The 21,511-nt window shown below is 63.6% G+C and carries 12 protein-coding genes and 4 pseudogenes; 11 read left to right on the top strand and 5 right to left on the bottom strand.

Annotated features, from left to right (window positions below):
- Window positions 1-27: 27 nt before the first annotated feature.
- The 7 genes and pseudogenes from GNT64_RS18710 to GNT64_RS18740 all read left to right on the top strand — a co-directional run.
- Window positions 28-210 (top strand): annotated as a pseudogene (locus tag GNT64_RS18710) (transposase); the annotation flags it as partial.
- Window positions 211-330: 120 nt separating this feature from the next.
- A pseudogene (gene istA, locus GNT64_RS18715) lies at window positions 331-1,942 on the top strand (IS21 family transposase).
- Complete coding sequence (gene istB, locus GNT64_RS18720) at window positions 1,929-2,657, top strand: IS21-like element helper ATPase IstB (protein WP_156680892.1); 729 nt, start codon at window positions 1,929-1,931, stop codon at window positions 2,655-2,657. The pseudogene istA and the gene istB overlap by 14 nt, the downstream one beginning before the upstream one ends.
- Window positions 2,658-2,955: 298 nt before the next feature.
- Entirely contained in the window at window positions 2,956-4,581 is a 1,626-nt protein-coding gene (locus tag GNT64_RS18725; RefSeq protein WP_156680893.1) for a putative bifunctional diguanylate cyclase/phosphodiesterase, read from the top strand.
- Window positions 4,571-5,014 (top strand): BLUF domain-containing protein, encoded by a 444-nt coding sequence (locus tag GNT64_RS18730; protein WP_156680894.1) that lies wholly within the window; start codon window positions 4,571-4,573, stop codon window positions 5,012-5,014. Before GNT64_RS18725 ends, GNT64_RS18730 begins: the two co-directional genes overlap by 11 nt.
- 301 nt (window positions 5,015-5,315) lie before the next feature.
- Window positions 5,316-7,679, top strand: coding sequence for a bifunctional diguanylate cyclase/phosphodiesterase (locus GNT64_RS18735; protein WP_197277105.1), 2,364 nt, complete (start codon window positions 5,316-5,318; stop codon window positions 7,677-7,679).
- A 206-nt stretch (window positions 7,680-7,885) separates the two neighbouring features.
- A pseudogene (locus GNT64_RS18740) lies at window positions 7,886-8,143 on the top strand (transposase); the annotation flags it as partial.
- Window positions 8,144-8,385: 242 nt separating this feature from the next.
- On the opposite strand, the gene GNT64_RS18745 reads toward GNT64_RS18740, so the two are convergent.
- Entirely contained in the window at window positions 8,386-9,414 is a 1,029-nt protein-coding gene (locus GNT64_RS18745) for an IS110 family RNA-guided transposase (RefSeq protein ID WP_156680895.1), read from the bottom strand.
- A gap of 72 nt (window positions 9,415-9,486) precedes the next feature.
- Between GNT64_RS18745 and GNT64_RS21665 the strand changes: the two are divergent.
- Window positions 9,487-9,621, top strand: a pseudogene (locus tag GNT64_RS21665) (IS3 family transposase); the annotation flags it as partial.
- 381 nt (window positions 9,622-10,002) lie between these two features.
- Complete coding sequence (locus tag GNT64_RS18750) at window positions 10,003-11,394, top strand: putative bifunctional diguanylate cyclase/phosphodiesterase (protein WP_231639583.1); 1,392 nt, start codon at window positions 10,003-10,005, stop codon at window positions 11,392-11,394.
- Between the two features lie 405 nt (window positions 11,395-11,799).
- On the opposite strand, the gene GNT64_RS18755 is transcribed toward GNT64_RS18750, so the two are convergent.
- The 3 genes from GNT64_RS18755 to GNT64_RS18765 are packed head-to-tail and all read right to left on the bottom strand — an operon-like array spanning window position 11,800 to window position 17,097.
- On the bottom strand, window positions 11,800-13,194 hold the full coding sequence (locus GNT64_RS18755; protein ID WP_156680897.1) for a DUF1254 domain-containing protein: 1,395 nt from the start codon (window positions 13,192-13,194) through the stop codon (window positions 11,800-11,802).
- Window positions 13,191-14,648, bottom strand: coding sequence for a DUF1254 domain-containing protein (locus tag GNT64_RS18760; protein ID WP_156680898.1), 1,458 nt, complete (start codon window positions 14,646-14,648; stop codon window positions 13,191-13,193). The genes GNT64_RS18755 and GNT64_RS18760 overlap by 4 nt, the downstream gene beginning before the upstream one ends.
- A 37-nt stretch (window positions 14,649-14,685) precedes the next feature.
- A complete protein-coding gene (locus tag GNT64_RS18765; protein WP_197277106.1) occupies window positions 14,686-17,097 on the bottom strand; it encodes a TonB-dependent receptor in 2,412 nt (803 codons plus the stop codon).
- Between the two features lie 261 nt (window positions 17,098-17,358).
- Between GNT64_RS18765 and GNT64_RS18770 the strand changes: the two genes are divergently transcribed.
- On the top strand, window positions 17,359-18,060 hold the full coding sequence (locus GNT64_RS18770; RefSeq protein WP_197277107.1) for a TetR/AcrR family transcriptional regulator: 702 nt from the start codon (window positions 17,359-17,361) through the stop codon (window positions 18,058-18,060).
- Between the two features lie 91 nt (window positions 18,061-18,151).
- Here the strand turns inward: GNT64_RS18770 and GNT64_RS18775 are convergent, their stop codons facing one another.
- Window positions 18,152-18,853 (bottom strand): TetR/AcrR family transcriptional regulator, encoded by a 702-nt coding sequence (locus GNT64_RS18775; RefSeq protein WP_197277108.1) that lies wholly within the window; start codon window positions 18,851-18,853, stop codon window positions 18,152-18,154.
- A gap of 238 nt (window positions 18,854-19,091) precedes the next feature.
- On the opposite strand from GNT64_RS18775, the gene GNT64_RS18780 reads away from it, so the two are divergent.
- Window positions 19,092-21,506, top strand: a complete 2,415-nt coding sequence (locus GNT64_RS18780; protein ID WP_231639095.1) for an arylsulfatase — start codon at window positions 19,092-19,094, stop codon at window positions 21,504-21,506.
- Window positions 21,507-21,511 lie beyond the last annotated feature (5 nt).

Consider the following 21,511-nt stretch of genomic DNA (forward strand, 5'->3'; position numbering starts at 1 on the left):
CCATGATGGCTGCGAGCAGGAGGCATGATGAGCAAGCGACCCCGCCGGAACCACAGCCCGGCATTCAAGGCGAAGGTGGCATTGACCGCTGTGAAGGGCGAGAAGACGCTGGCCGAGCTGGCGCAGCAGTATGACGTCCACCCGAACCTGATCAACCAGTGGCGGGCGAAGCTGCTGGAGAGCGCGACCGACGTGTTCGGCGTGGAGGCGACCACTGTAGATCGGCGTGGAAAAGGAATCCCGGTAGCGGGGTGATCGGCGTCGAAAAAGGACCCCTCATCCCGGTGGTCTAGGCTGCGCGCTTGGCGGATGTCAGGCGGCGAGATCGGGATGTTGGTATTGGAGACGGTGTTGAAGATCCGCCGCGAGTTCGCGGCGGGGAAGGCCATGAAGGCGATAGCGCGGGACCTGCATCTGTCACGCAAGGTGGTGCGCAAAGCGATCCGAGAGCCGGAGGCGGACTTTACATATCGACGTGTGGTGCAGCCGTTGCCAAAGCTAGGCCCGTTTCAGGCGCGGCTGGATGCGCTGCTGGAGGAAGACGAAGCCCGGCCGCGGCGGGAGAAGCTGCGCGTCACGCGCATCCACGACCTGTTGCTGCGCGAGGGGTTCGATGGTTCGTACGACGCGGTCCGTCGCTATGCTGCGCGGTGGCGGCGGGAGCGACGACGGGACGTGGCGGATGCGCCAGCCTTTATCCCGCTGATGTTCCGACCAGGTGAGGCCTATCAGTTCGACTGGAGCCACGAGGACGTCGAGATCGCCGGCAAGCCGATGCGGGTGAAGGTGGCGCACATGCGGTTGTGCGCGTCGCGCGCGATCTATGTACGAGCGTATCCGCGTGAGACCCAGGAGATGCTGTTCGACGCGCATGAGCGGGCGTTCGCCTTCTTCGGTGGCGTGCCCACGCGGGGCATTTACGACAACATGAAAACGGCGGTGACGACGGTGTTCACCGGCCCCACCCCATCGTGCAGGCACGATGGGGCCCCCAGGGTCAGGAGCGCATCTTCAACCGGCGCTTCCTCGTCATGGCGGGCCACTACATGGTCGAGCCGACGGCCTGCTCGCCAGCGGCCGGTTGGGAGAAGGGGCAGGTCGAGAACCAGGTGCAAACGGCCCGCGGCCGTTTCTTCCAACCCCGGCTTCGCTTTACCAGCCTGGAGGAGCTGAACGGCTGGCTGGAGGCGGAGTGTCGTCGCTGGGCGGAGATGCACCAGCATCCCGAGCAGAAGGAGCTGACGGTCGCCCAGGCCCTAGCTGCCGAGCGTCCGGTGCTCCAGCCCATGCTGGGGCCGTTCGACGGTTTCCACGAGAGCGAACATGCGGTGACCGGCACCTGCCTGATAAGCTTCGACCGCAACCGCTATTCCGTCATGGCCAAAGTGGTGCGCCGGATAGTGCAGGTCCGCGCCGCCGCCTGTCCTGAGCGCCTGCCTTGGCAGGCAGTCGAAGGGCCGACCGCATCGTCGTGCGCTGCGCGGGCGAGGTCGTCGCCGACCATCCCCGGTTTTTCGGCCGCGACCGGACCGTCTACGACCCGTGGCATTATCTGCCGGTACTGGTGACCAAGGCTCTCCTGAGCGAAGTCGAAGGGCCAGGCGCGCTGCGCAACGGAGCACCGTTTCAGGACTGCAATTTACCGCCGGCGCTGGCGCGCCTGCGCCGCAAGCTCGGCACCGGCGACGAGGCCGACCGACGGTTTGTGCGCGTGCTGGCGGCGGTGCTCGACGACGGACTGGATGCCGTCGAAGACGCGGTGCGCGAAGCGCTCGCCGCCGGCACGGCCAGCGACGACGTCATCCTCAACATCCTGGCGCGCCGGCGCGAACCGCCCCGGCCGCTCGCCATCGTCACGCCGGAAGGCCTGGCGCTGCGCGATCCACCCCAGGCCAATTGCAGCCGCTACGACAGTCTGCGAGATCTCCATGCAGCGGCATGAGATGATGGCTGCCATGGCCGAACTCGGCCTGAAAGGCATGGCGGGCGCCTTCGACGAGGCGGTCACCACTGGCCTGCAGCGCAAACGCACGACGATGGAGGTGCTCACCGACCTGCTGCGCGCGGAGGCGACCCACCGCCATGCGGCATCCATCCGCTACCGGATGTCGGCGGCAAAGCTGCCCGCCGTGAAGGACCTCGACGCCTTCGCTTTCGACGGCACCTCCATCAACGAAGGGCTGGTGCGCTCGCTGTACGACGGCTCGTTCCTGGCGGGACGGCGCAATATCGTGCTGGTCGGCGGGACCGGCACCGGCAAGACGCACCTCGCCATAGCCATCACCGCCAACGTCGTGCGGGCCGGCGCGCGGGGCCGCTATTTCAATACCGTCGATCTGGTGAACCGGCTCGAGGAGGAAACCCGGCTCGGCAAGGCCGGCGCGCTCGCGGCCCAGCTCTCCCGTCTCGACCTCGTGGTGCTCGACGAGCTCGGCTATCTGCCGTTCGCGCGCTCCGGCGGACAGATGCTCTTCCACCTTGTCAGCAAGCTGTACGAGCGCACCTCGGTCATCATCACGACGAACCTCGCCTTTGGCGAGTGGCCGACCGTCTTTGGTGACGCCAAGATGACCACCGCGTTGCTCGACCGCATCACGCACCACTGCGACATCGTCGAGACCGGCAACGATAGCTGGCGCTTCAAACACCGCAGCTGACGCCCAGAACGACCGGCAGAAGAATGCCTCGCGCTGCTCGCGCCTCCGGCCGGGCTACGCCCGCCCTACGCCGCAAGCAGCGCGAACGGCACGTCCATCATGTCCGTCACGCCGCTCGACAAAGGGGTCCCTTTTGGACGCCGATTGACAGGCAAATAGACGATTTCGGGTTGGGAAACCGCAGGGTCGCTCTAGACCTTCGGCCCAGCGGCCCTTCAAACCGACGCTTGTCAAAGATGGCTGGCCGTTAACTCCTTCTTTTCTCGTCAGCTTTAGAGTCCATCTGAATGGCGAGTGGATGACTATGCGGCACGATATACCTCAGAAATTAGAGCTGGCGGCGGCCTCATCCTCTCGGATTCTCGAGTCGCTTCATCATCCGGTTCTGGTCATCAATGCCCACAGCGAGATCACCTACGCAAACTCGACCGCTGCGGTCAGCCTGGGCGGATGGATCGTCGGGTTGAAGCTCAACGACATTTTCTCCGATTATCTTCGCCCTGCGCTAATAGACGCAGGGCCTTCGAGTATGAAGCTTACGACGTTGCTGGCCGAGACATTTGACGCGTTGTTCAACCCCATCGGCGATGGCGACGCCTGCATCAGCCTTTGGCCGGTTGCCGCTGCCGTGGATCAGATGCAGCCACAGAATGACGACCTGACGGGGCTCGCCTTGCGGAACACCTTCATGGCCGGGCTCGAATACGCACTCTCCGACATCGAGGGAGCCGGTTCGATCGCAGTGCTTTGCCTCGATCTCGACCGCTTCAAGATTATCAACGACACGTTGGGTCACGGGATCGGCGATCAGCTGCTCAAGAAGGTGGCCGATCGGCTGTCTAAAGTCTCGCGGAAAGACGATCTCGTCGCCAGATTGGGCGGTGACGAGTTCGTCATCCTCCAGCGTGGCGTTCGCTCGCCGCGCGATGCGGAGCTGCTAGCTGAGCGCCTGGTCGACCTGGTCGGACGAACCTACGTGCTGAGCGGGCACACTGTGAACATCGGAGTCAGTGTCGGTGTGGCACTGGCCTCCGGCCCCGTACAGCCGCGCGACCTTCTCCGCAACGCCGATCTTGCACTCTACGAGGCGAAGCGCGCCGGCCGTGGTCGCTACCGCTTCTTCGAGCAGGGTATGGACACGCTGCTCCATGAACGTCGCGAGCTTGAGATTGATTTGCGACGCGCACTCGCGCTCAAGCAGTTCGAGCTTCACTATCAGCCCTTCCTCGATCTTGCCACTGATACGGTGATGGGGTTCGAGGCATTGTTGCGCTGGAACCATCCCATGCGCGGCAACGTGCCTCCGCTCGATTTCATCGCGGTTGCCGAGGAAAACGGGCTGATCGTCAAGATCGGCGAGTGGGTGCTCTTGACGGCTTGCGCGGCGGCCGCGTCCTGGCCCGAAAAGCTCGTCGTTGCGGTCAATGTTTCACCGATCCAGTTCAAGGCGGACAGCCTGCTGGCGTCGGTTTCGCTGGCGCTTGAACGATCGGGACTGGCGCCGGAGCGGCTCGAGATCGAAATCACCGAAAGCGCGCTCCTTGCAGACACGGACAACGTGCTGGCGACGCTGCATGCGCTTCGCGCACTTGGCGTCAAGATCTCGATGGATGATTTCGGCACGGGCTACTCCTCGCTGAGCTACCTGCAGAAGTTTCCGTTCAACAAGATCAAGATCGACCGTTCGTTCGTCGTCGGTGGCGATGCCGACAGCGCGGCGATCCTCAAGGCGGTGTCGGGCCTCGGCACCAGTCTCGGCATGGCGATCACCGCGGAAGGCGTTGAAACAACCGAGCAGCTGGAGCGCATTCGCGACCAGAACTGCACCCACGTGCAAGGGTACCTCACCGGGCGGCCAATGACGCGGGCGAGCGTGCAATCCTTCCTTTCCCCCAAGTTCGAAGGAGACAGCAATGTCCGATGAGATCTACCGCCTGGTATATTACAGCCGCAATCTGACGACGACAGGCCAGGATAGGTTCGCGGCCGAGGTCGACAACATCCTCGACGTGAGCCGCGCCAACAATGCCCGCGATGGCATCACCGGCGCATTGATGTTCAACGCGGGCTGCTTCGCGCAGGTGCTGGAAGGCCCGCTTGGCATGGTGGAAGCCGCGTTCGAGCGCATTCAACAGGACGAGCGGCATGGAGAAGTTTCGCTTCTCGCCTTCGAGCCGATCGCCGCGCGCAGCTTCCCGAACTGGGCGATGGGCTTCGTTGGCCTGGCGGACGAGGATGCGGTTCGTTTCGCTGATGTTGCGTCAGCCAGCGACTTCGATCCATCGCGTTTTAGCGGAGACAAGCTGCATACCATCCTGCGCGATCTCGCGATCGACGAGGAACGTGCAGCGGCTTGATCTTGGAATGAGGCCGATGACGATCTCACCGCAAGGCAGATCTGGTTCGACGTTGGTCCGGAGAGCATGAGGTCGCAGCGGCGAGAAGCTCCTCGACGAGAGTCAGGGGAAAACGCTGTTCGGACCGGCCAGATGTTAGTGACACTGCCGCCAAAGTCTTCCGAAAGATTGATCCCGCGGGTGCGGAAATCGACAATTGAGGCCGGGAGCCCGCCAGAAAATCCAAAAGCGCTCCAAGTCATTAAGCTCTGTCTGGTAAGCATATAGGATGCTTGGCTTTTTCACTGCTGTCTTCGTATGCATGAGAGACATGCACGATGGTCGTATGGTGGCTTTGGCGGCCGTCATTTGCGCAATCGGTACCTATGCGTCGTTTGCCGTAGCTCAGCATGCTGCACGGTCAAAGGGCCAGGCCCGCCTGGTTTGGGGCCTTGTCAGCATCGTATCGAGCGGGTGCACAGCGTGGGCCACCCACTTCATCGTTCTGCTTGCGTTTCGCCCAGGCATGCCCGCGGCGTTCGAACCCGTTCTCACCGCCGCTTCACTGACCTTGGCAATTGTCGGAATCGGCGCGGGCGTCTGGATATCGATCACGAGCCGTCGCACCCGCGTCCAATTTGCCGCCGGGCTCATCGTCGGCCTTGGGATCGCTGCGCTTCATTATGTAGGTCAGGCGGCGTATCTCGTGCAGGGTTCCGTTCATTGGGATTACAGGTTGGTGGTGCCATCCATCATCCTCAGCTTGCCGCTGTGCGGAATGGCGATGGTGGCTACGTCCGGTCGCTCTCGCAAGGCTCGAAGGTTCGCCCCACCTCTTTTACTTCTGTCTATCGGAGTCATGCATTTTTGCGGCATGGCAGCAATGAAACTTAGCTACGACCCCCAAGCGACCTTTCCGTCGAACGCGGTGTCGCCTACCGCGATCACGCCCGTGGTGGCGGGCATTTCTTTGAGTCTCATCGCGTTGGCCGTTGTCGGCTGGCGGTTCAATCTGGCGGCAATCAAGCGTCTTCGTCAGGATCGACAGCGCCTTCGAGAATTGACCGACGTCGCGCTTGAAGGACTGCTGATTTGCCAGGGTGATGTAATCGTCACCGCCAACAGCAGCATCGAGAGGCTGGCCGGCTACGCACCGGGCCAACTCGTTGGCGCTCGCGCCACTGACTTGCTGCCGGGTGCCGACCTGACCGCAATTCCCGAATGCGAGGAGCGGGAGATGGGCCTTACTGCCAGATCGGGGCAGGTCGTCCCTGTCCGCGTCCTTAGGGCCGAGATGGCACTCGGCCACAAGTTGCAGACCGTGATCGCCATCCGCGATCAGCGGGAGCGGCTTCGCACGGAGGCGAAGATCCGCAAGCTGGCCTTCAACGACTCGCTGACCGGCCTGCTCAATCGGGCCAGTTACGTCGACAGGCTACGCCACTATATGGACGAGGGCACTCCGCTCGCACTGCTGAGTATCGATCTCGATCGTTTCAAGGCGGTCAACGATCAGTTCGGCCACGTAGCAGGCGACGAAGTGCTGAGGCAGGTCGGCGCGCGCTTGCGCTCGATCGTCGGGGAGAACAATCTTATCGCTCGGGTCGGCGGTGACGAGTTCGCCGTCATTCTGATCGGGGAGGAAGCGCAGGCCGATGCGGTCGCCAGTGCTCAGCGGATCGCAGATGGTCTCGGAGACCCCTTTTGTACCAATCGAACCGTGGCTTTCACCGGGGCCTCCGTTGGCATCGTCCTGGCTCCCAACGATGCGACCACCACCGGCGAGCTGCGCCAGTGTGCCGATCTCGCCCTATACCGCGCCAAGGAGCAGGGTCGGGGCACCATCTGCTGCTACGATGCGGAGATGGACGCTGCTTCGCGCGATCGCCGCACGTTAGAAAGCGATCTACGCACTGCGATCGGCAACGGAGAGATCGGACTAGTTTATCAGCCGGTGATGTCGACACAAACGGGTCTGATTACGAGCGTGGAGGCACTGGCCCGCTGGAAGCATCCGGTGCGGGGACCGATCTCGCCGGAGCTTTTCATTCCGCTCGCGGAAGAGACAGGCCTGATCGTGCCGCTGGGCGCAACATTGTTGAGAAAGGCGTGTTCCGATGCCGTGTCGTGGTCTTCTGACATCCGCGTGGCGGTGAACCTGTCGCCTCTACAATTTCAATCCGGTGATCTGAGCACAACCGTTGCGAAAGTTCTGCGGGAAACCGGCCTAGAGGCAAACCGGCTTCAGCTTGAGGTTACTGAAGGCCTCGTAATGAAGGATGTAGAACGAACTTTCTCGGAACTCGAACTGCTGAGGGCGCTGGGCATCCAGATTCTCATGGACGACTTTGGCGTTGGCTACTCGTCACTCAGCTATTTTCAGCGCTTCCCCTTCGATAAGGTCAAGATCGACAAATCGTTCATTGATCAAATTACAACTTCTCGCGCCGCTCGTGCGATCATTCAAGCAGTCATCGGGCTCGGCGAAGCGCTCGATATGGGGGTAGTTGCGGAGGGCGTGGAGACTCAGGATCAGATGCGATTGCTGGTCGAAGCCGGTTGTACCCATCTACAAGGTTATCTTTTTAGCATACCGCTGAAGAGTTGGGACTTGGAACGCAGTCTCTCCGTAATGTCCCTTCAAGGCACCAGTGGTACAGACAGGTCTGATAAGCTTGTCGCTTGACAAGTTCCTCCGATGAGTCAGGCAGCGTTTCTAATCTCTCTACGTAGCGTCGATAACGCAAATCATGGAGTCACCTGCTAAGTGACCTACTCCCCGTTTTCAGACCGCTGATAAGTTATGACGTGACTGACGTCCTCCCTGTTTTTTTATCCATGCTGAGTGAGAGTTTTCCGGCCCTTTGAAGCCTTTGGGCAAGGAGCTCGAACATGAAGAAGTCACGCTACACGGAAGAGCAGATTGCGTTCGCGCTGAAGCAGGCGGAGACGGGCACGGCGGTTGCCGAGGTCATCCGTCGGATGGGTGTATCGGAGCAGACCTTTTACCGCTGGAAGAAGGTGTATGGTGGGCTCGGCGTGGGTGAACTGCGCCGGGTCAAGCAGCTCGAGGACGAGAACCGCAAGCTCAAGCAGCTGGTCGCCGACCTCAGTCTCGACAAGCATATCCTGCAGGATGTTCTGTCAAAAAATGTATGGTCCGCCCCCGTCTGGCAAGCGTGAGATGTGGTAGCGGCACAGTCTGCGTAAATGTATCCGGCCTATGTGTGGGACATCTCGATCCCTGGCCATGATGGGATACGCGTCACGATCGGCCTTACAAGCTGGTCCAGCCTATGACGGCTGCATTTTTGGCCAGGCTTTGATCGTGTCACCATCGACTGTTTGCCATCACTCCTCTCGCTGCAGACCTCTTCGTGCGGGTGTCCGGCTCAGGCGGCGATCGGCACGGGCGGCCGATACTCTTCCTGCCGGGCAAGTACCGCCCAACTCATGCGCACGATCTTGTTCGCCAACGCGACAACAGCGACGTTCTTATGGGTTCGGGCTTCGAGCTGATCAAGCCAGGGGCCGAGACCGCGGTCACGCTTCATGTGCATGCTCGCTGACCGGGCGCCGTGGATGAACAGTCGGCGCAGGTGGCTGTTGCCGCGCTTCGACATTCGGAGCAGCATTGGCTTTCCGCCGGTAGAGTGCTGGCGGGGAACCAGGCCAAGCCAAGCGGCAAGATCGCGGCCACGCTTGAAGCCGGTGCCGTCGGCGACTGCCGCGACCAGCGCCGTTGCGACCAGCGGCCCGACGCCGGGAATCGCGAGCAAGCGTCGGCAGCCAACATCCGCGGCCGCGATCGACTCAATCTCCTTGGTCATTGCGGCAACGTCGGCATCAAGTTCGCGCCACTCATCCCATAGCTGTTGCAGGATCATGCGCATGCGCGGCGAGAGTGTGGACCGTTCATCGGTGAACAGCATCGGCATCTCGCGTGCCATGTGCTGTCGGCCGGTGCGGAACACGACCCCACGCTCCAGAAGGAATGCGCGGATCTGGTTGATGACGGCCGTCCGCCGGCTGACCAGCCGCTCGCGCACACGGTGGAGGGCTTGAAGGTCGAGCTGCTCGGCCGACTTGGCCGGCACGAAGCGCATCGTCGGCCGCTGTACGGCCTCGGCGATCGCCTCGGCATCGAGATAGTCATTCTTATTGGATTTGACGAACGGCTTCACGAACTGGGGCGCCATCAGTCGGACGTCGTGTCCCAACGCAGTCAGCTCTCGCGCCAGATGATGCGCACCACAGCACGCTTCCATACCGACGAGGCATGCAGGCATCGATGCCATGTGCCGCATCAGCTGGGTACGGCTGAACTTTTTCTTCCACTGGATCGCACCAGAGCCATCGACCCCGACGAGGTGGAATGAAGTCTTACCGATATCGATGCCAATCACCGCTGCTTCCGTCATGACGGTCCTCCTCAATGAAGGCGGTCAGGATGCTCCCGACCGAGTCGCTCCGTAAGGGGGCGGACCATCCCACAAGCTCTGACGCCAGGACGGCGGCGCGAGATTGTCGCGCACGTCCAGGCGTCCCATGGTGTCAGCGAACGGCGCGGCTGCTTTGCGCTCGGCATCGACCGTTCATCGGTGCGATACGTGTCGCACAAGCCGGACCCCTGCCGCGCCAAACCTCACCGCAGGCGCGCTACATCACCGCCACGCACCCCTGCCGCGCGAGCGGCTTCGTGCACTGGGTCTGATCGCCCACCAGCTCAGGCGAACAGTCGTTGTCGTAGGATCGGTTCGGGCGCTTACCGGTTCTCAACCATCCCAATCCATTCTGTCGGGATGAGCCAAGACCCCGCCAGTCGCCGCGCTCGCTTTCGGAGTTCCATCATGCGGCGTCGTTTCGCCATTCGCGATCTCTCGATAGTCGGTGCCGGTACCCTGGTCGCCCTCTACTGGGTCTATGCCGTCGATGTGTTCGAGAACGCGCCGACCGTGGCGAGGAAGGATGGCTGGATTGAGCTGGACGAGGCACTGCTGGTCGGCGCGATGCTTGCACTGGGGCTGCTCCTGTTCGCCTGGCGCCAGTATGTCCGGCAGCGGCAGGAGACTGCGCGGCGTATCGCGGCGGAGCAGCACGCGCGCGAACTCGCCTATAAGGACGGCCTTACCGGCCTACCCAACCGCCGCCAGTTTGACGAGGCGCTGCGCGAGGCGATCGGCTCGCCACCGCGCGCCGGAGCAGCCCATGGGCTGTTCCTGCTCGACCTGAACGGCTTCAAGCAGATCAACGACGTCCACGGCCACGGCGCGGGCGACGAGGTGCTGACGATCGTCGGCCAGCGCCTGCTGGCGGCGATGCGCGGCGGCGACATAGTGGCGCGGTTCGGCGGCGATGAGTTCGCAGTCCTCGCCAAGCATCTGGTCGGCGGCGAGGCTGCCACCAACGTCGCTATGCGGGTCATCGATGCCCTAGAAACGCCGATCACCGCCGCCGGCGCGGTGCATCGCGTCGGCACGGGCATCGGCATCGCGATGATCCCGCAGGACGCGGACAGCGTCGACGAGGCGCTGCGCATGGCCGATGTCGCGCTCTACCGCTCCAAGGCGGAGCGGCGCTCGGCGTTGCGCTTCTTCGAGCCAGCGATGGACGCGCAGGTCCGCGAGCGATCCGCGTTCGAGGGCGAGCTTCGCACCGCGATCGACGCCGGCGCGATCCGCGCCGCCTTTCTTCCAGTCGTCCATCTCGCCACCGGCGCGATCGCCGGCTTCGAACTGAAGCCGCACTGGCAGCGCGCCGACGGTGGCGACGTTCCCGCCGAGCGCTTCATCCCCGTCGCCGAGGAGACCGGGCTGATCCACGCGCTGGCCGAGGACCTGCTGCGTCAGGGATGCAGCGCAGCGGCGGCCTGGCCGCCGCACGTGACGCTGTCCGTCGATGTGTTCCCGAGCCAGATCAAGGACCAGCTGCTCACCGCCCGGATCGTGCGGGTGCTACACGAGGCGCAGCTAGCGCCTGACCGGCTTCAGCTGGAGGTGACCGAAAGCGCGTTGGTGGCGGATCCCGAAGGCGCCGGAGCTCTGCTGGCGACGATGCGCGCTGCGGGGCTGCGCGTCGTGCTCGACAACTTCGGTACCGGCTATTCGAGCCTCTACCACCTGCGCGCCTTCAAGCTGGACGCGGTCAAGATCGACCGGCGCTTCGTCGAGGCGATGAGCAGCGACAGCGAGAGTGCCAGCATTGTCACCGCGCTGGTTGGGCTGGGCCGCGGGCTGGGAATGAAGGTCATCGCCGAAGGCGTCACAGCGGGCGATCAGGAAAGTGGGCTGCTGGAGCGCGGCTGCGACACGGGTCAGGGCCCGCTGTTCAGCGAGCCACTGTCAGCTTCGGCCACCGCGACGCTGTTCGCGGCTGAGCCGCGACAGGGACAGGTCGCATAGGAGCGTAAAGCAGACACTTAGCCGCCAGTTCTCGGCGACATGGCCCGGCCACAACGTACTCGGCTGTCTGTACAAGCCGACCGGCCTTTCGGGCTTCGAACATGAAGGCGGACCAGGGTAGGCTGACATAGGTGTCCCACTCGCCATCAACCATCATTGACGAGGCGACGATGCCGAAGACGTTGCCATGCCTATCAAAGACGGGACCACCGCTCATTCCGCCCCGGGCTCAAAATTGTTATTGAGCTTGGACAACGCACGGGTAAAATGTGAGGCGTGGCGGCGCGACTTGTATGTTGGTGGCTGCGTCAAGCGGCGCTTTCATTCTTTCATCACGATCTCCCAAAGTGCTTGCTCGAGCATCACCCGTCGGAATCCATGCATCGCGCAGCCAAAGCTTCTCGCCTAGCGCCAGGGCTCTAACCGTTCGATCGCTGGAGGGGACCAACGTCCGGCGAGGACCGGCGGCTTTGGCCGGTACAAGCGCATCATCAGATAAGATGGGCCGGTGGCGATCGGCAGCCAGTTGGCGGCGGGATCGTGCGGATCGTCGGCGGAGAGGATGATCGTGACCGATCCGTCCTTGCCCTTCGCCATAACGGCAGTGCGATCGCCGACCGAATAACGCTGCGCCGGGTTGGGGATCATATGGCCTGCATTGTCATAGGCGGTGACAGACCAGAAGGCGTCCACCGGCGGGAAGGCGCCGGGTGCGAAGCGAATGCGGTAGCGGCATCGGCCGTCGATCGGGCGACCCTGCAAATCCACCCGGCCGATCGGGTAGATCGCCTCCTCCGGGATCGTCACGTAGATCTGGTCCTTGGCCACCGCCGCTCGCAGCAGATAGTCGCCGCCGAAGCGCGGGCCGCGATAGTTGGTCGTCCAGCCATTCTGCTGCACGCCGAGCGTGAGCGACCGTGCGGCGACCAGCGATGTGCCCGCAGCATAGCCCTGCTCCAGCGCGGCGGGCGGCACGCGGCCCGGCGTGAAGCCCTGCCGATTCAATCCTAGAGCCGCGAACGAGCGGACCAGCGCCGCATCGCGCGGCTGCACGACCCAGTCGCGCAGCACCGAGCCCAGCCGGTGATAGAATTGCATCGTCTCGTTGGAGTCCGCCGGCCCGGCATCTAGCCGCTCGCCCCGAACCGGTGCGGCCGGTACGCGCCGCCCGGCCTGCCAATCCTGCCAGTCGTGCAGCGCGATCCTGTCCTGCAGCGCGTTGACCAGCGGGTATTCGGCCGGACCGCGCACCAGGATGCGCCCGGCGATGTTGACGAAGCGGGTGGTGCTCGGCACGTTGACCATGCCCGCCGGGATCGCGCCGCGATACCCGGGTCCGTGGATGAACAGGGGCGGCAGCTGCCCGCCATGGGTGCGCTGCCCCAGCGACTGGTTGCCCGAGGAATCGGCGAGGTTGATCGAGAAGGTATAGTACCGCGAGCCGAAATCGGGCGCGGTGAGGATGATCGGCCCGGCGGCGAGATCGAGCCAGGCGAGTGAGTAGATCGTGTCGTTATTGGGGCCGACGCCCGCCTTCATCTCCGGCCCGGCCAGCTTGCGACGGTGGACAAACCGGTTGAGCGGCGAGGCCGGCATGTCGCCGCCCGGCGAGATGAAGCGCTCGCGGATCCGCGCCGCCTCCACCAGCGGCATGCCCCAAACATAGGCCCGCTCCGCGAGCGCAGCCATGTCCCTCGCCTCACCGGCGAACGGATTCGCGGGTGCGCCCGGCGGAACGGGCGCAGCCTGCGCCGCGGCGGCAGCGCCCAGCAGGGCGGCGGCGAGCGCGAGGCCCCTCATTTCGCGGCCTCCAGACCGAGCGTGCGGATCTCGGGCGGGCGCCACGTGCGATCGAGCATCGGCGCCTTCGGCCCCTGCGCGCGAATCGCGAGATAGAAGGGGCCGTCCGGCGCGGGCAGCCAGTTGGCCCTGCCGCCACCCGTCACCAGCGCGTGCTGAATGCGGACCGTGACGCTACCATCCTTGCCATATACCAGCCCGGGCGTGCGATCATTGACCAGGTATTTGCCGAGCGGGTTGGGCACCAATTCGCGCGTGCGCTGATCGTACATCGTCAGCGACCAGAAAAACTTCGCCGGCGGCGGCGGCTGGAAGCGAATCTCGTAAGCGGCCTTGCTCCCGTCCAGCGTCTTGCCCGCCGCATCGACGAAGGCGGTAAAGGGATAATTCTCGTCCGTCACGTTGGCGCCGGTGCCGAGCGTGTTGACGCTGGAACGATAGAGATAGTTGTAGCCGAAGCGGCCGATGTCGAGCGGTTCCGACCAGGACCCATGGCGCTGACCGTTCTGTGCCATTGCGCCGACGATTACCTTCTGCGCCTCGGCATAACCCTGCTCGATGCCGCTGCGGACATCCGGATCGGCGGTCATTTCGTCGAAGCTGCGTGGAGCGCCGATCCCGATCCCGCGGAAGCGATACACCAGCGCATCCTCGCCGCGCGGGTGGCCGGCCGATCGCATCAAGAAATCGAGGATGCGCATGAAGCCGAGCGCACTCTCGTCGCGCCCGTCGGCCCAGGGGTTGCGCACCGCCGCCGGGCCTTCCGCCAGCGGGATGAGGGTGAAACGGTCCTGCACACCGTTGGCGATGCGCTGGTCCGCCGCATCGGTGACGAACACGCGCAGCAGGATCCACATCAGCGGCGTGGTAACGCGGAACGGCGTGACGCCCGGCGGCACCGTTCCCGTCCAGTCGGTGGTGGCGATCAGGTAGCGTCCGCTCTTCGTGCCGAAGGTCCGCGCGCCGATGTTCGAGGCATTGCCGAAGATGTCGAGCAGGTTGGCGGTATAATAGCGCCCGCCCGTATCGGGCACCTCCAGCAACATCGGCCCGTCGCGCAAGTCCAGATAGGCATTAGAATAGAGTGTGTCCGCGTTGGGCGACTTGAACGGCGCATAGCCGGGCCCCGCCAGCGTGCGCCCATGGGCGAAGCGGTTGAGCCCAACGAAGCCGGGCGCCGCCCGGTCTACAGCCTGACGGTAGAGCTGGCGATATTCGAGCACGGCGGATGTGCCGTAAAGCGTGGCGTCGAACGCCAGGTTCCGCGCCCAGATGCGGCGGGCCTCGGCATCGGCGGGCACGGTATCCTCCAGCCGGGAGGACTGGATCTGATCCGCCTTCGCCATGTCATAGCCGACGATGGGCCTGCCGGGCACGATGTCGGCCGTCGCGCCGCCCGCTGCCGGCACGGCGACACAGGCGGCGGCGATTAGGCCGGCGGAACGAAAGCGCATGGCGATCTCCTAGCGGGTTCGGGGGGCGGGCAGCGGATCAGAAGCGGTAGGTGCCCTGCACCAGCACCTCGCGCGGCCGCCCCGTCGAGGCGGATACCTCGCCGACCGCCCCCAGCGGCTTGTCGGTCGAGGCGACGGCGTACCACTTATTCGTGAGATTACGCCCGATCACCGCCAGCGACCAGAGATCCTCCCGTTGGCCAAAACGCAAGCTTGCATCCAGCAGGGCGTAGTGACGCTGATAGCTGCTCGGATTCTGCGTTTCCTGCGTAAAGTAGCCCGAACTATACCGCGCATCGATCGTCGCGCCAGCCTTGAACATGTCGCCCACGGGTACTTCAGCAGTGGCGCCTCCGGAAAAATTCCAGCGCGGGGCACGGGCAAGGCGCTCACCACTCAGATCCTGGACACCAGCAACGCAGCCCTGCGCCACCGACTGCCCGGTCCAGCAAGGCGAGGTGGCAAAGGAACCATAGCTCGCCTTGTTGTAAGCGCCGCTTCCGCGCAGCGAGAGGACCGGGCTGATCGCCCAGCTCGCGTCGAACTCCGCGCCCTTGGTGCGCGCCGACGTGGCGTTGCGGATTGTATATAGAAACGTAACCGCGTCGAACGAGGTCTGCTGCAGATCGAGAAACTTGTAATTATAAAGCGTGCCGTTCAGCCGCAGCCGGCTGCCAAGCAACTCGATCTTGCCGCCGACCTCGAAGCCGCGCGCCTTCTCCGATCCGAAGCGGGGCGTGTCGCTGTTCCACGTGCCGGGCACGCCGCCTTGAGGGGTAGAGAAACCGCCGGACTTGAATCCCGTCTTGTACGCCACGTACAGCGTGCTGCGCTCGACTGGGTGCCAGCTGAGCGTCGCTTCGGGCGACCAATTGTCCTCGTCATAGTTTGAGGTGAGCGGCAGCCCTTGCGCGCGCCGGGCGGCGGTGCCGGCGAGCGTCGGGTGAACGTAGGTGTTCGCCATCGAGGTAAACTTGGCTTCTCGCGTGTAGCGCACGCCGCCTGCCAGTTCCAAGCTGTCAGCCAAGTTCCATAGCGCCTGGCCGAACAGGGAGTAGGTGCGCCCGCGATTGAAGATCGCCGACTGGCTGGCCAGCCGCTTGCCGGTGGCCGGATCGACCGGGCGGTTCAGCTGGAGGTTGTTCACCTCATTGTTACGATGATTGTACTCGTAGAGGCCACCCGCCGTAAAGTTGATCGGCGTGTCGAACGATGTCGATACGCGGACTTCCTGGGAGTAGGAGCGGTAGGTTTCGAGGAACGATGTCCAAAGGCCGCCGAACGAGCTGAAGGTGAATTCATCGAGTGCGCTGAAGCGGTAGTCGTAGAGACCACTGACGGCAGTGAGATTCACGTTATCGGCAAGCTTGAACTCGTTGGTCCATGAACCGAGCACGAAGCGATTTTTTGAGTAAAGGCTGCCGTCACCCACACGCGGAAAATCGGCGGTGAGCGCCGGCGGAAGCGCCGCGACGGAGCGGACCCCGTTCAGCGTACAGTCGCCGGTGGGATCGGAGTTGCCGAGCGTCCTCGGCCGACCGACGCAGCCGATATTCTCGGCGACCGTCAAGGCATTCTCCCGCCGATAGGCTCCAAAGACGCGCAGAGTGGATTTGATCGGGCCGCCATCGTCGAGTTCTAGCGTGACACGGCCGAGGATTTCATGCCCCGCCGGCTGGCGGCTATTTCCTGCCGTGCCGACGGTCGGGATGCCGGGAAAGAACGGATTGGCCTGCGGCTGTGCGGCATTGCGGACATAGCCCTCATAGTCGCTTGCGCGGACGGCCACGCGGAAGCCGAGCGCGTCGCTCAGCGGGCCGGAGATCGCGGCCTCGACGGCCTTCTCGTCCGTCTTGAACTCGTAGGAGCCGCGGACATAGCCCTCCAGCTCTTTTGTCGGCCCGTTGCTGCGGACCGAGATGACGCCGCCGGGGCTGTTCTTGCCGAAGAACAGTGCCTGCGGACCCTTAAGCACCTCGATCTGGCCGACATCGAAAAAGCTTTGGCCGATCGCGCGACCGCGGCTGAGCTGCACGCCATCGAGATTGAGCGTGACGGTCTGCTCGATCCCCGTGTCGCCCTGCGACGAGCCCACGCCGCGGATGATGAACGATGCGCCCGATCCCGCGCCGCTCGACCGCGCGATGATGACTTGTGGCACCAGCGTGGTGATCTGCGTGAGATCGGTGGTGGCGTAACGCTGGATGTCCCGCGCGGACAAGGCGTTGATGGCGACCGGCACCTCTACAAGGCTTTCTTCGCGCTTTCGCGCGGTGACGATGATCTCGTCGGAAGCGTCTGCTGCGATCGACGGCGCCGACGTCGGCTCGGCGGCCGCCGCAACCGGTTGATCCTGCGCGAAGGCGGGAACGGCTAGGTAGGAACATAGCGCGCCGCCGCAGAATGTGAGCAGCCTAATGGCGCGCGTGGCGCTGGAACCCTGTTTCATCATCCCCCCTTTTCGGCGCCTTGGCGCCTCATGTTCCCCTGACGCAATCTCAAAATTGCATCACCTGATATATTAATGAGGATGCAGAAGCGAAGATGTAAAAAAACTTAGCGCTGTCGACGCATGTTATGGATCACTCGAAACATTTTGAGGTTTGAGCACCAAAGCTGCCTTTTGGGGGCAGCACCGATGCGCGATCCGCACTATGCGGGCTGCAGTGGGTCAACGGATAGCGGCTTAGGGATGACACGGGCGAGCGGTATGACGACGCGGGCCGCGGGGCAGGCGCGCACTCTGCTGACTCAGCGCACCCTCCTCACCGTCGCCGAGCGCTTGTTCGCCGAGCGCGGCATCGACAATGTCTCGCTGCGACAGATCGCCGATGCGGCAGGCATGGTGAGCAATAACGTCGTGCGCTACCATTTCTCGACTCGAGAAAATCTTATAGCCGAGCTGTTGCAATGGCGGGTCCGCTCGCTGGAGCCGGTCCGGACCGCGATGCTGAAGGATGCCGACGCGCGCGGGGTGAGCCATGACATACGGACCCTGATGATGATCCTCTGCGCGCCTCTGCTCGCGATCCGCGACGAGGATGGCGGCCTTGGTTTCGCCCTCTTCCTCTCGCGCTACATGTTCAGTCTGCGCGGACAGGGTATACCGCATCCCTATGATCTAGATGCCGGGTCCGTCCCCGCTCTAACCGAGACGCTGGCGCGCATCGATCGGCGCCTTTACTTTCTCCCGGCGGGGACGATCGAGGTACGCAAACGCACCGGCCTCGGCATGTTCCTAAACAATATCAGCTTCCTCGCCAGCTCAGCCGGGCCGAACCGGCCTGTTCTGATCAGCGACCCGATGGTTGCCGACCTGATGGAGATGATCACTGCGGCGATGCTCGCGCCGCCAGCGGCGATCTGTGAGGATCAGCCGAAAGCATTTAGCCAGGATCAGAAGCCTGTTTAGGTCGTAGGTGACAAGCGCGCAGAGACTGTCCTGCGGCCATATATCCGAAATTTGACCAGCTGGAGCCTGGGGATCAGTCCCTCAGTGGTATTCACAGCCCGAACCAGTGAGGCGTGTCAGAGCGCTGCCGATACGTTGCGCAAAGCGCGTCGGTTGCGATTTCGATCGTGTCACGGACCATAGCTTTAAAGGTTGATTCCTCCCGCTGATCGACCGGCGTATGGTTGCGACGTACCAGCATATTGACAAACATCAGGTTGCACAGTGCGATGCGCGACTGGCCGACCACGAGCGGGACGTAATTGATCCGCTGCGCCACGAGCCCGAGCAGCCGGCGCAGATGCACGGTCGTCGCGAGATCCAGATCGCCGGCATGGCGCAAGCCGATCGGACGGTAGCGCGTGAGATACTGGCTCATGAAGCCGGCATAGGGATAATTGCCGTCCTCATCCTGTAGCGACAGATGCGGCAGGCAGAGGATCTGCATCAGGATTAGGGCATCGCCGAGCAGGCCCGCGGCCTCGGCCTCCTCCATCATCCGCCGGCGCTGATCCTCCATCTGGGCGACGCGGAACTCGAAGATCGCATCGATCAGCCCCGCCTTCGTGCCAAAATGATATTGCACGGCATTGTTGTTGCCATGGTTAGCGAGTGCGGCGATTTCACGTAGCGAGACGGCCTCGATCCCTCGCTCGGCAAAAAGCCGCTCGGCGGCGAACAGAATGCGGCGACGGACCTGCTCCGCCTTGCGCGGCATTGCGGCGTTGATCGGGCGGCTGACGGACTGATCCATGGGTCGTTCCTCTCTCATCCCCTATATAGAATCAACGCAGATGATTAGAAAATTAAAGTCATATGACTCCGTGTTTAGGGTGGAATCTCGAGGAGGATGCGCTGGAGGGACTGATAACAGGCCATGGCGTCAAGAGTCTGGGCTATCGAAAAAGTCAGCTGACCTTTTCCGAAGCCACAACCTACGAGGTCTCTCGCTATGTGGATCCGCCTGTGCGGGCCGAGAGAGGGGGGGCTCGATGAACAAGCGCAGACAGCACGCGACGCACACCGTGAACTTCCGGGCGCTCCGCGCCCGGTTGCTTAACGGTACCGTCCGGTTCGCCCGCCGGCTGGTCAGCGGCACGATCCTGATGGGCGCACCGGCGCTCGCGGCGGCGCAGACGGTCCTGCCGGCACCGCAGCAACCTTGGACACAGAAAGTGGGCCGCTCGTTCGCAGAGTCCGGCCCGCCATTGTGGCCCGCGCAGCAGGCGGCGGCGAAGGGCGCGCCCAACATCCTGCTTATCCTTACAGACGATGTCGGCTTCGGCGCGTCGAGCACATTCGGCGGGCCGATCCCGACGCCGACCTTCGATGCGCTGGCCAAGGCGGGTCTGCGCTACAACCAGTTCAACACGACGGCGCTCTGTTCACCGACACGGGCGGCACTCCTCACCGGCCGCAATCCGCAGAATGTCGGCATGGGTAACGTCACGAACCTGCCGACCGGCTATGAAGGCTATACTAGCGTCATCCCGAAATCGGCCGCGACCGTCGCCGAGATCCTGCGCCAGAACGGTTACGGCACGGCGATGTTCGGCAAGTCGCATCTTACGCCGGAGTGGGAGCAGAGCCAGGCCGGGCCGTTCGATCGCTGGCCGACCGGGCTCGGCTTCGAATATTTCTTCGGTTTCCTTGGCGCCGACACGAACCAGTTCGCCCCCGCGCTGATCGAGAATACGACGCCGATTGAGCCGCCGCACGACGATCCCGCTTACATCTTCGATCGCGACATGGCCGATCACGCGATCAAGTGGATCGATCGCCAGCGTTCGCTCGCACCGGACAAGCCGTTCTTCGTCTATTATGCGCCGGGCACCGCGCACACGCCGCATCATGCGCCCAAAGAGTGGTTGGCTAAGTTCCGCGGCCAGTTCGATCAGGGGTGGGACAAGGAGCGCGAGGAGACGTTCGTCCGCCAGAAGCGGCTCGGCGTGATTCCTGCCAACGCCCAGCTCACCCCGCGCCCCGAGGGTCTACCGGCATGGGATACGCTGAACGCCAATCAGAAGCGCCTCTATGCGCGGTTGATGGAAGCTTATGCCGCCTCACTCGCCTTTGCCGATGCGCAGATCGGCCGCGTGATCGAGAGCATCCGCGCCAGCGGCCAGCTGGACAATACGATGGTCGTCTTCATCCAGGGCGACAATGGCGGCAGCGCCGAGGGTGGCCTGAACGGCCTGATGTTCGAGCAATCGGGCATCACCGGCACCAAGGAGGATTTCGGCTGGGCGCTGAAGAATATCGACAAGATCGGCGGCCCCGAAGTCTATAATCATTATCCCGCCGCCTGGGGTTGGGCGATGAACGCGCCGTTCCCCTGGTATAAGCAGGTCGCCTCGCACGCGGGCGGTACGCGCAACGGCTTGGTCATCTCCTGGCCGGGCGGGATCAAGGACGCGGGCGGCCTGCGCTCGCAGTTCCATTATGTCACCGACATCATGCCGACGATCCTGCAGGCAGCGAAGGTGCCGGTGCCGACGAACGTGAACGGCGCGCCGCAGAAACCGCTCGACGGCATCAGCATGGCCTACAGCTTCACGGCACCCGCGGCCCCCTCGCAACGCCATGTGCAGGTGTTCGAAATGATGGAGAATGTCGGCATCTACAAGGATGGCTGGATGGCCGGCACCCTGCCCAAGCGCAAGGCGTGGGAGGTCGGCTCGGTCAGCGACAAGAAGGCCGAGGGGCTCTCGGTCGATCGGCGGCCGTGGACGCTCTACGATCTGACGAAGGACTTCAGCGAGAATGACGATCTCGCCGCCGCCCATCCGGAGAAGCTGGCCGAGATGAAGGCATTGTTCTGGCAGGAGGCGGCGAAGAGCCACATCCTGCCGGTCCACGACTTCACGCAAGGCTATGAAGGGCGGCCGAGCACGATCGCCGGGCACGATCGCTTCGTCTATCATGCCGGCCTGACACGCGCCTACGAGAAGAGCGTGCCCTCGACGATCGGCCGGTCCTATCGGATCGATGCCGACGTCGTGGTGCCGCAGGGCGGGGCCGAGGGGGTGCTCATCACCCAGGGCGGGCATTTCGGCGGCTGGGGCTTCTACGTCGACAAGGGCCAGCTCGTCTTCCACTATAACGCGCTCGGGCCGCGCCAATATCAGGTGCGCTCGGTGGGCCGCGTTCCGGCCGGCACGCACACCCTCTCTGCCGATTTCCGGCGCGACACGCCGACGGCACGCTCCGGCGGCACGCTGACCCTGGCGATCGACGGCAAGCCGGTCGGCAGCGGGCGGATCGATGCGACGCTGGGCGGCTGGATCAGCCACAATGACGGGCTCGACGTGGGCGAGGATACGCTCACTCCGATCAGCGACGATTATACGATCGCCACGAGCCGCTTCACCGGCACGCTCGGGCAGGTCGTCTTCACGCTCAAATGAGGGGG

It is taken from the genome of Sphingomonas profundi (assembly GCF_009739515.1).
GTDB lineage: Bacteria > Pseudomonadota > Alphaproteobacteria > Sphingomonadales > Sphingomonadaceae > Alterirhizorhabdus > Alterirhizorhabdus profundi.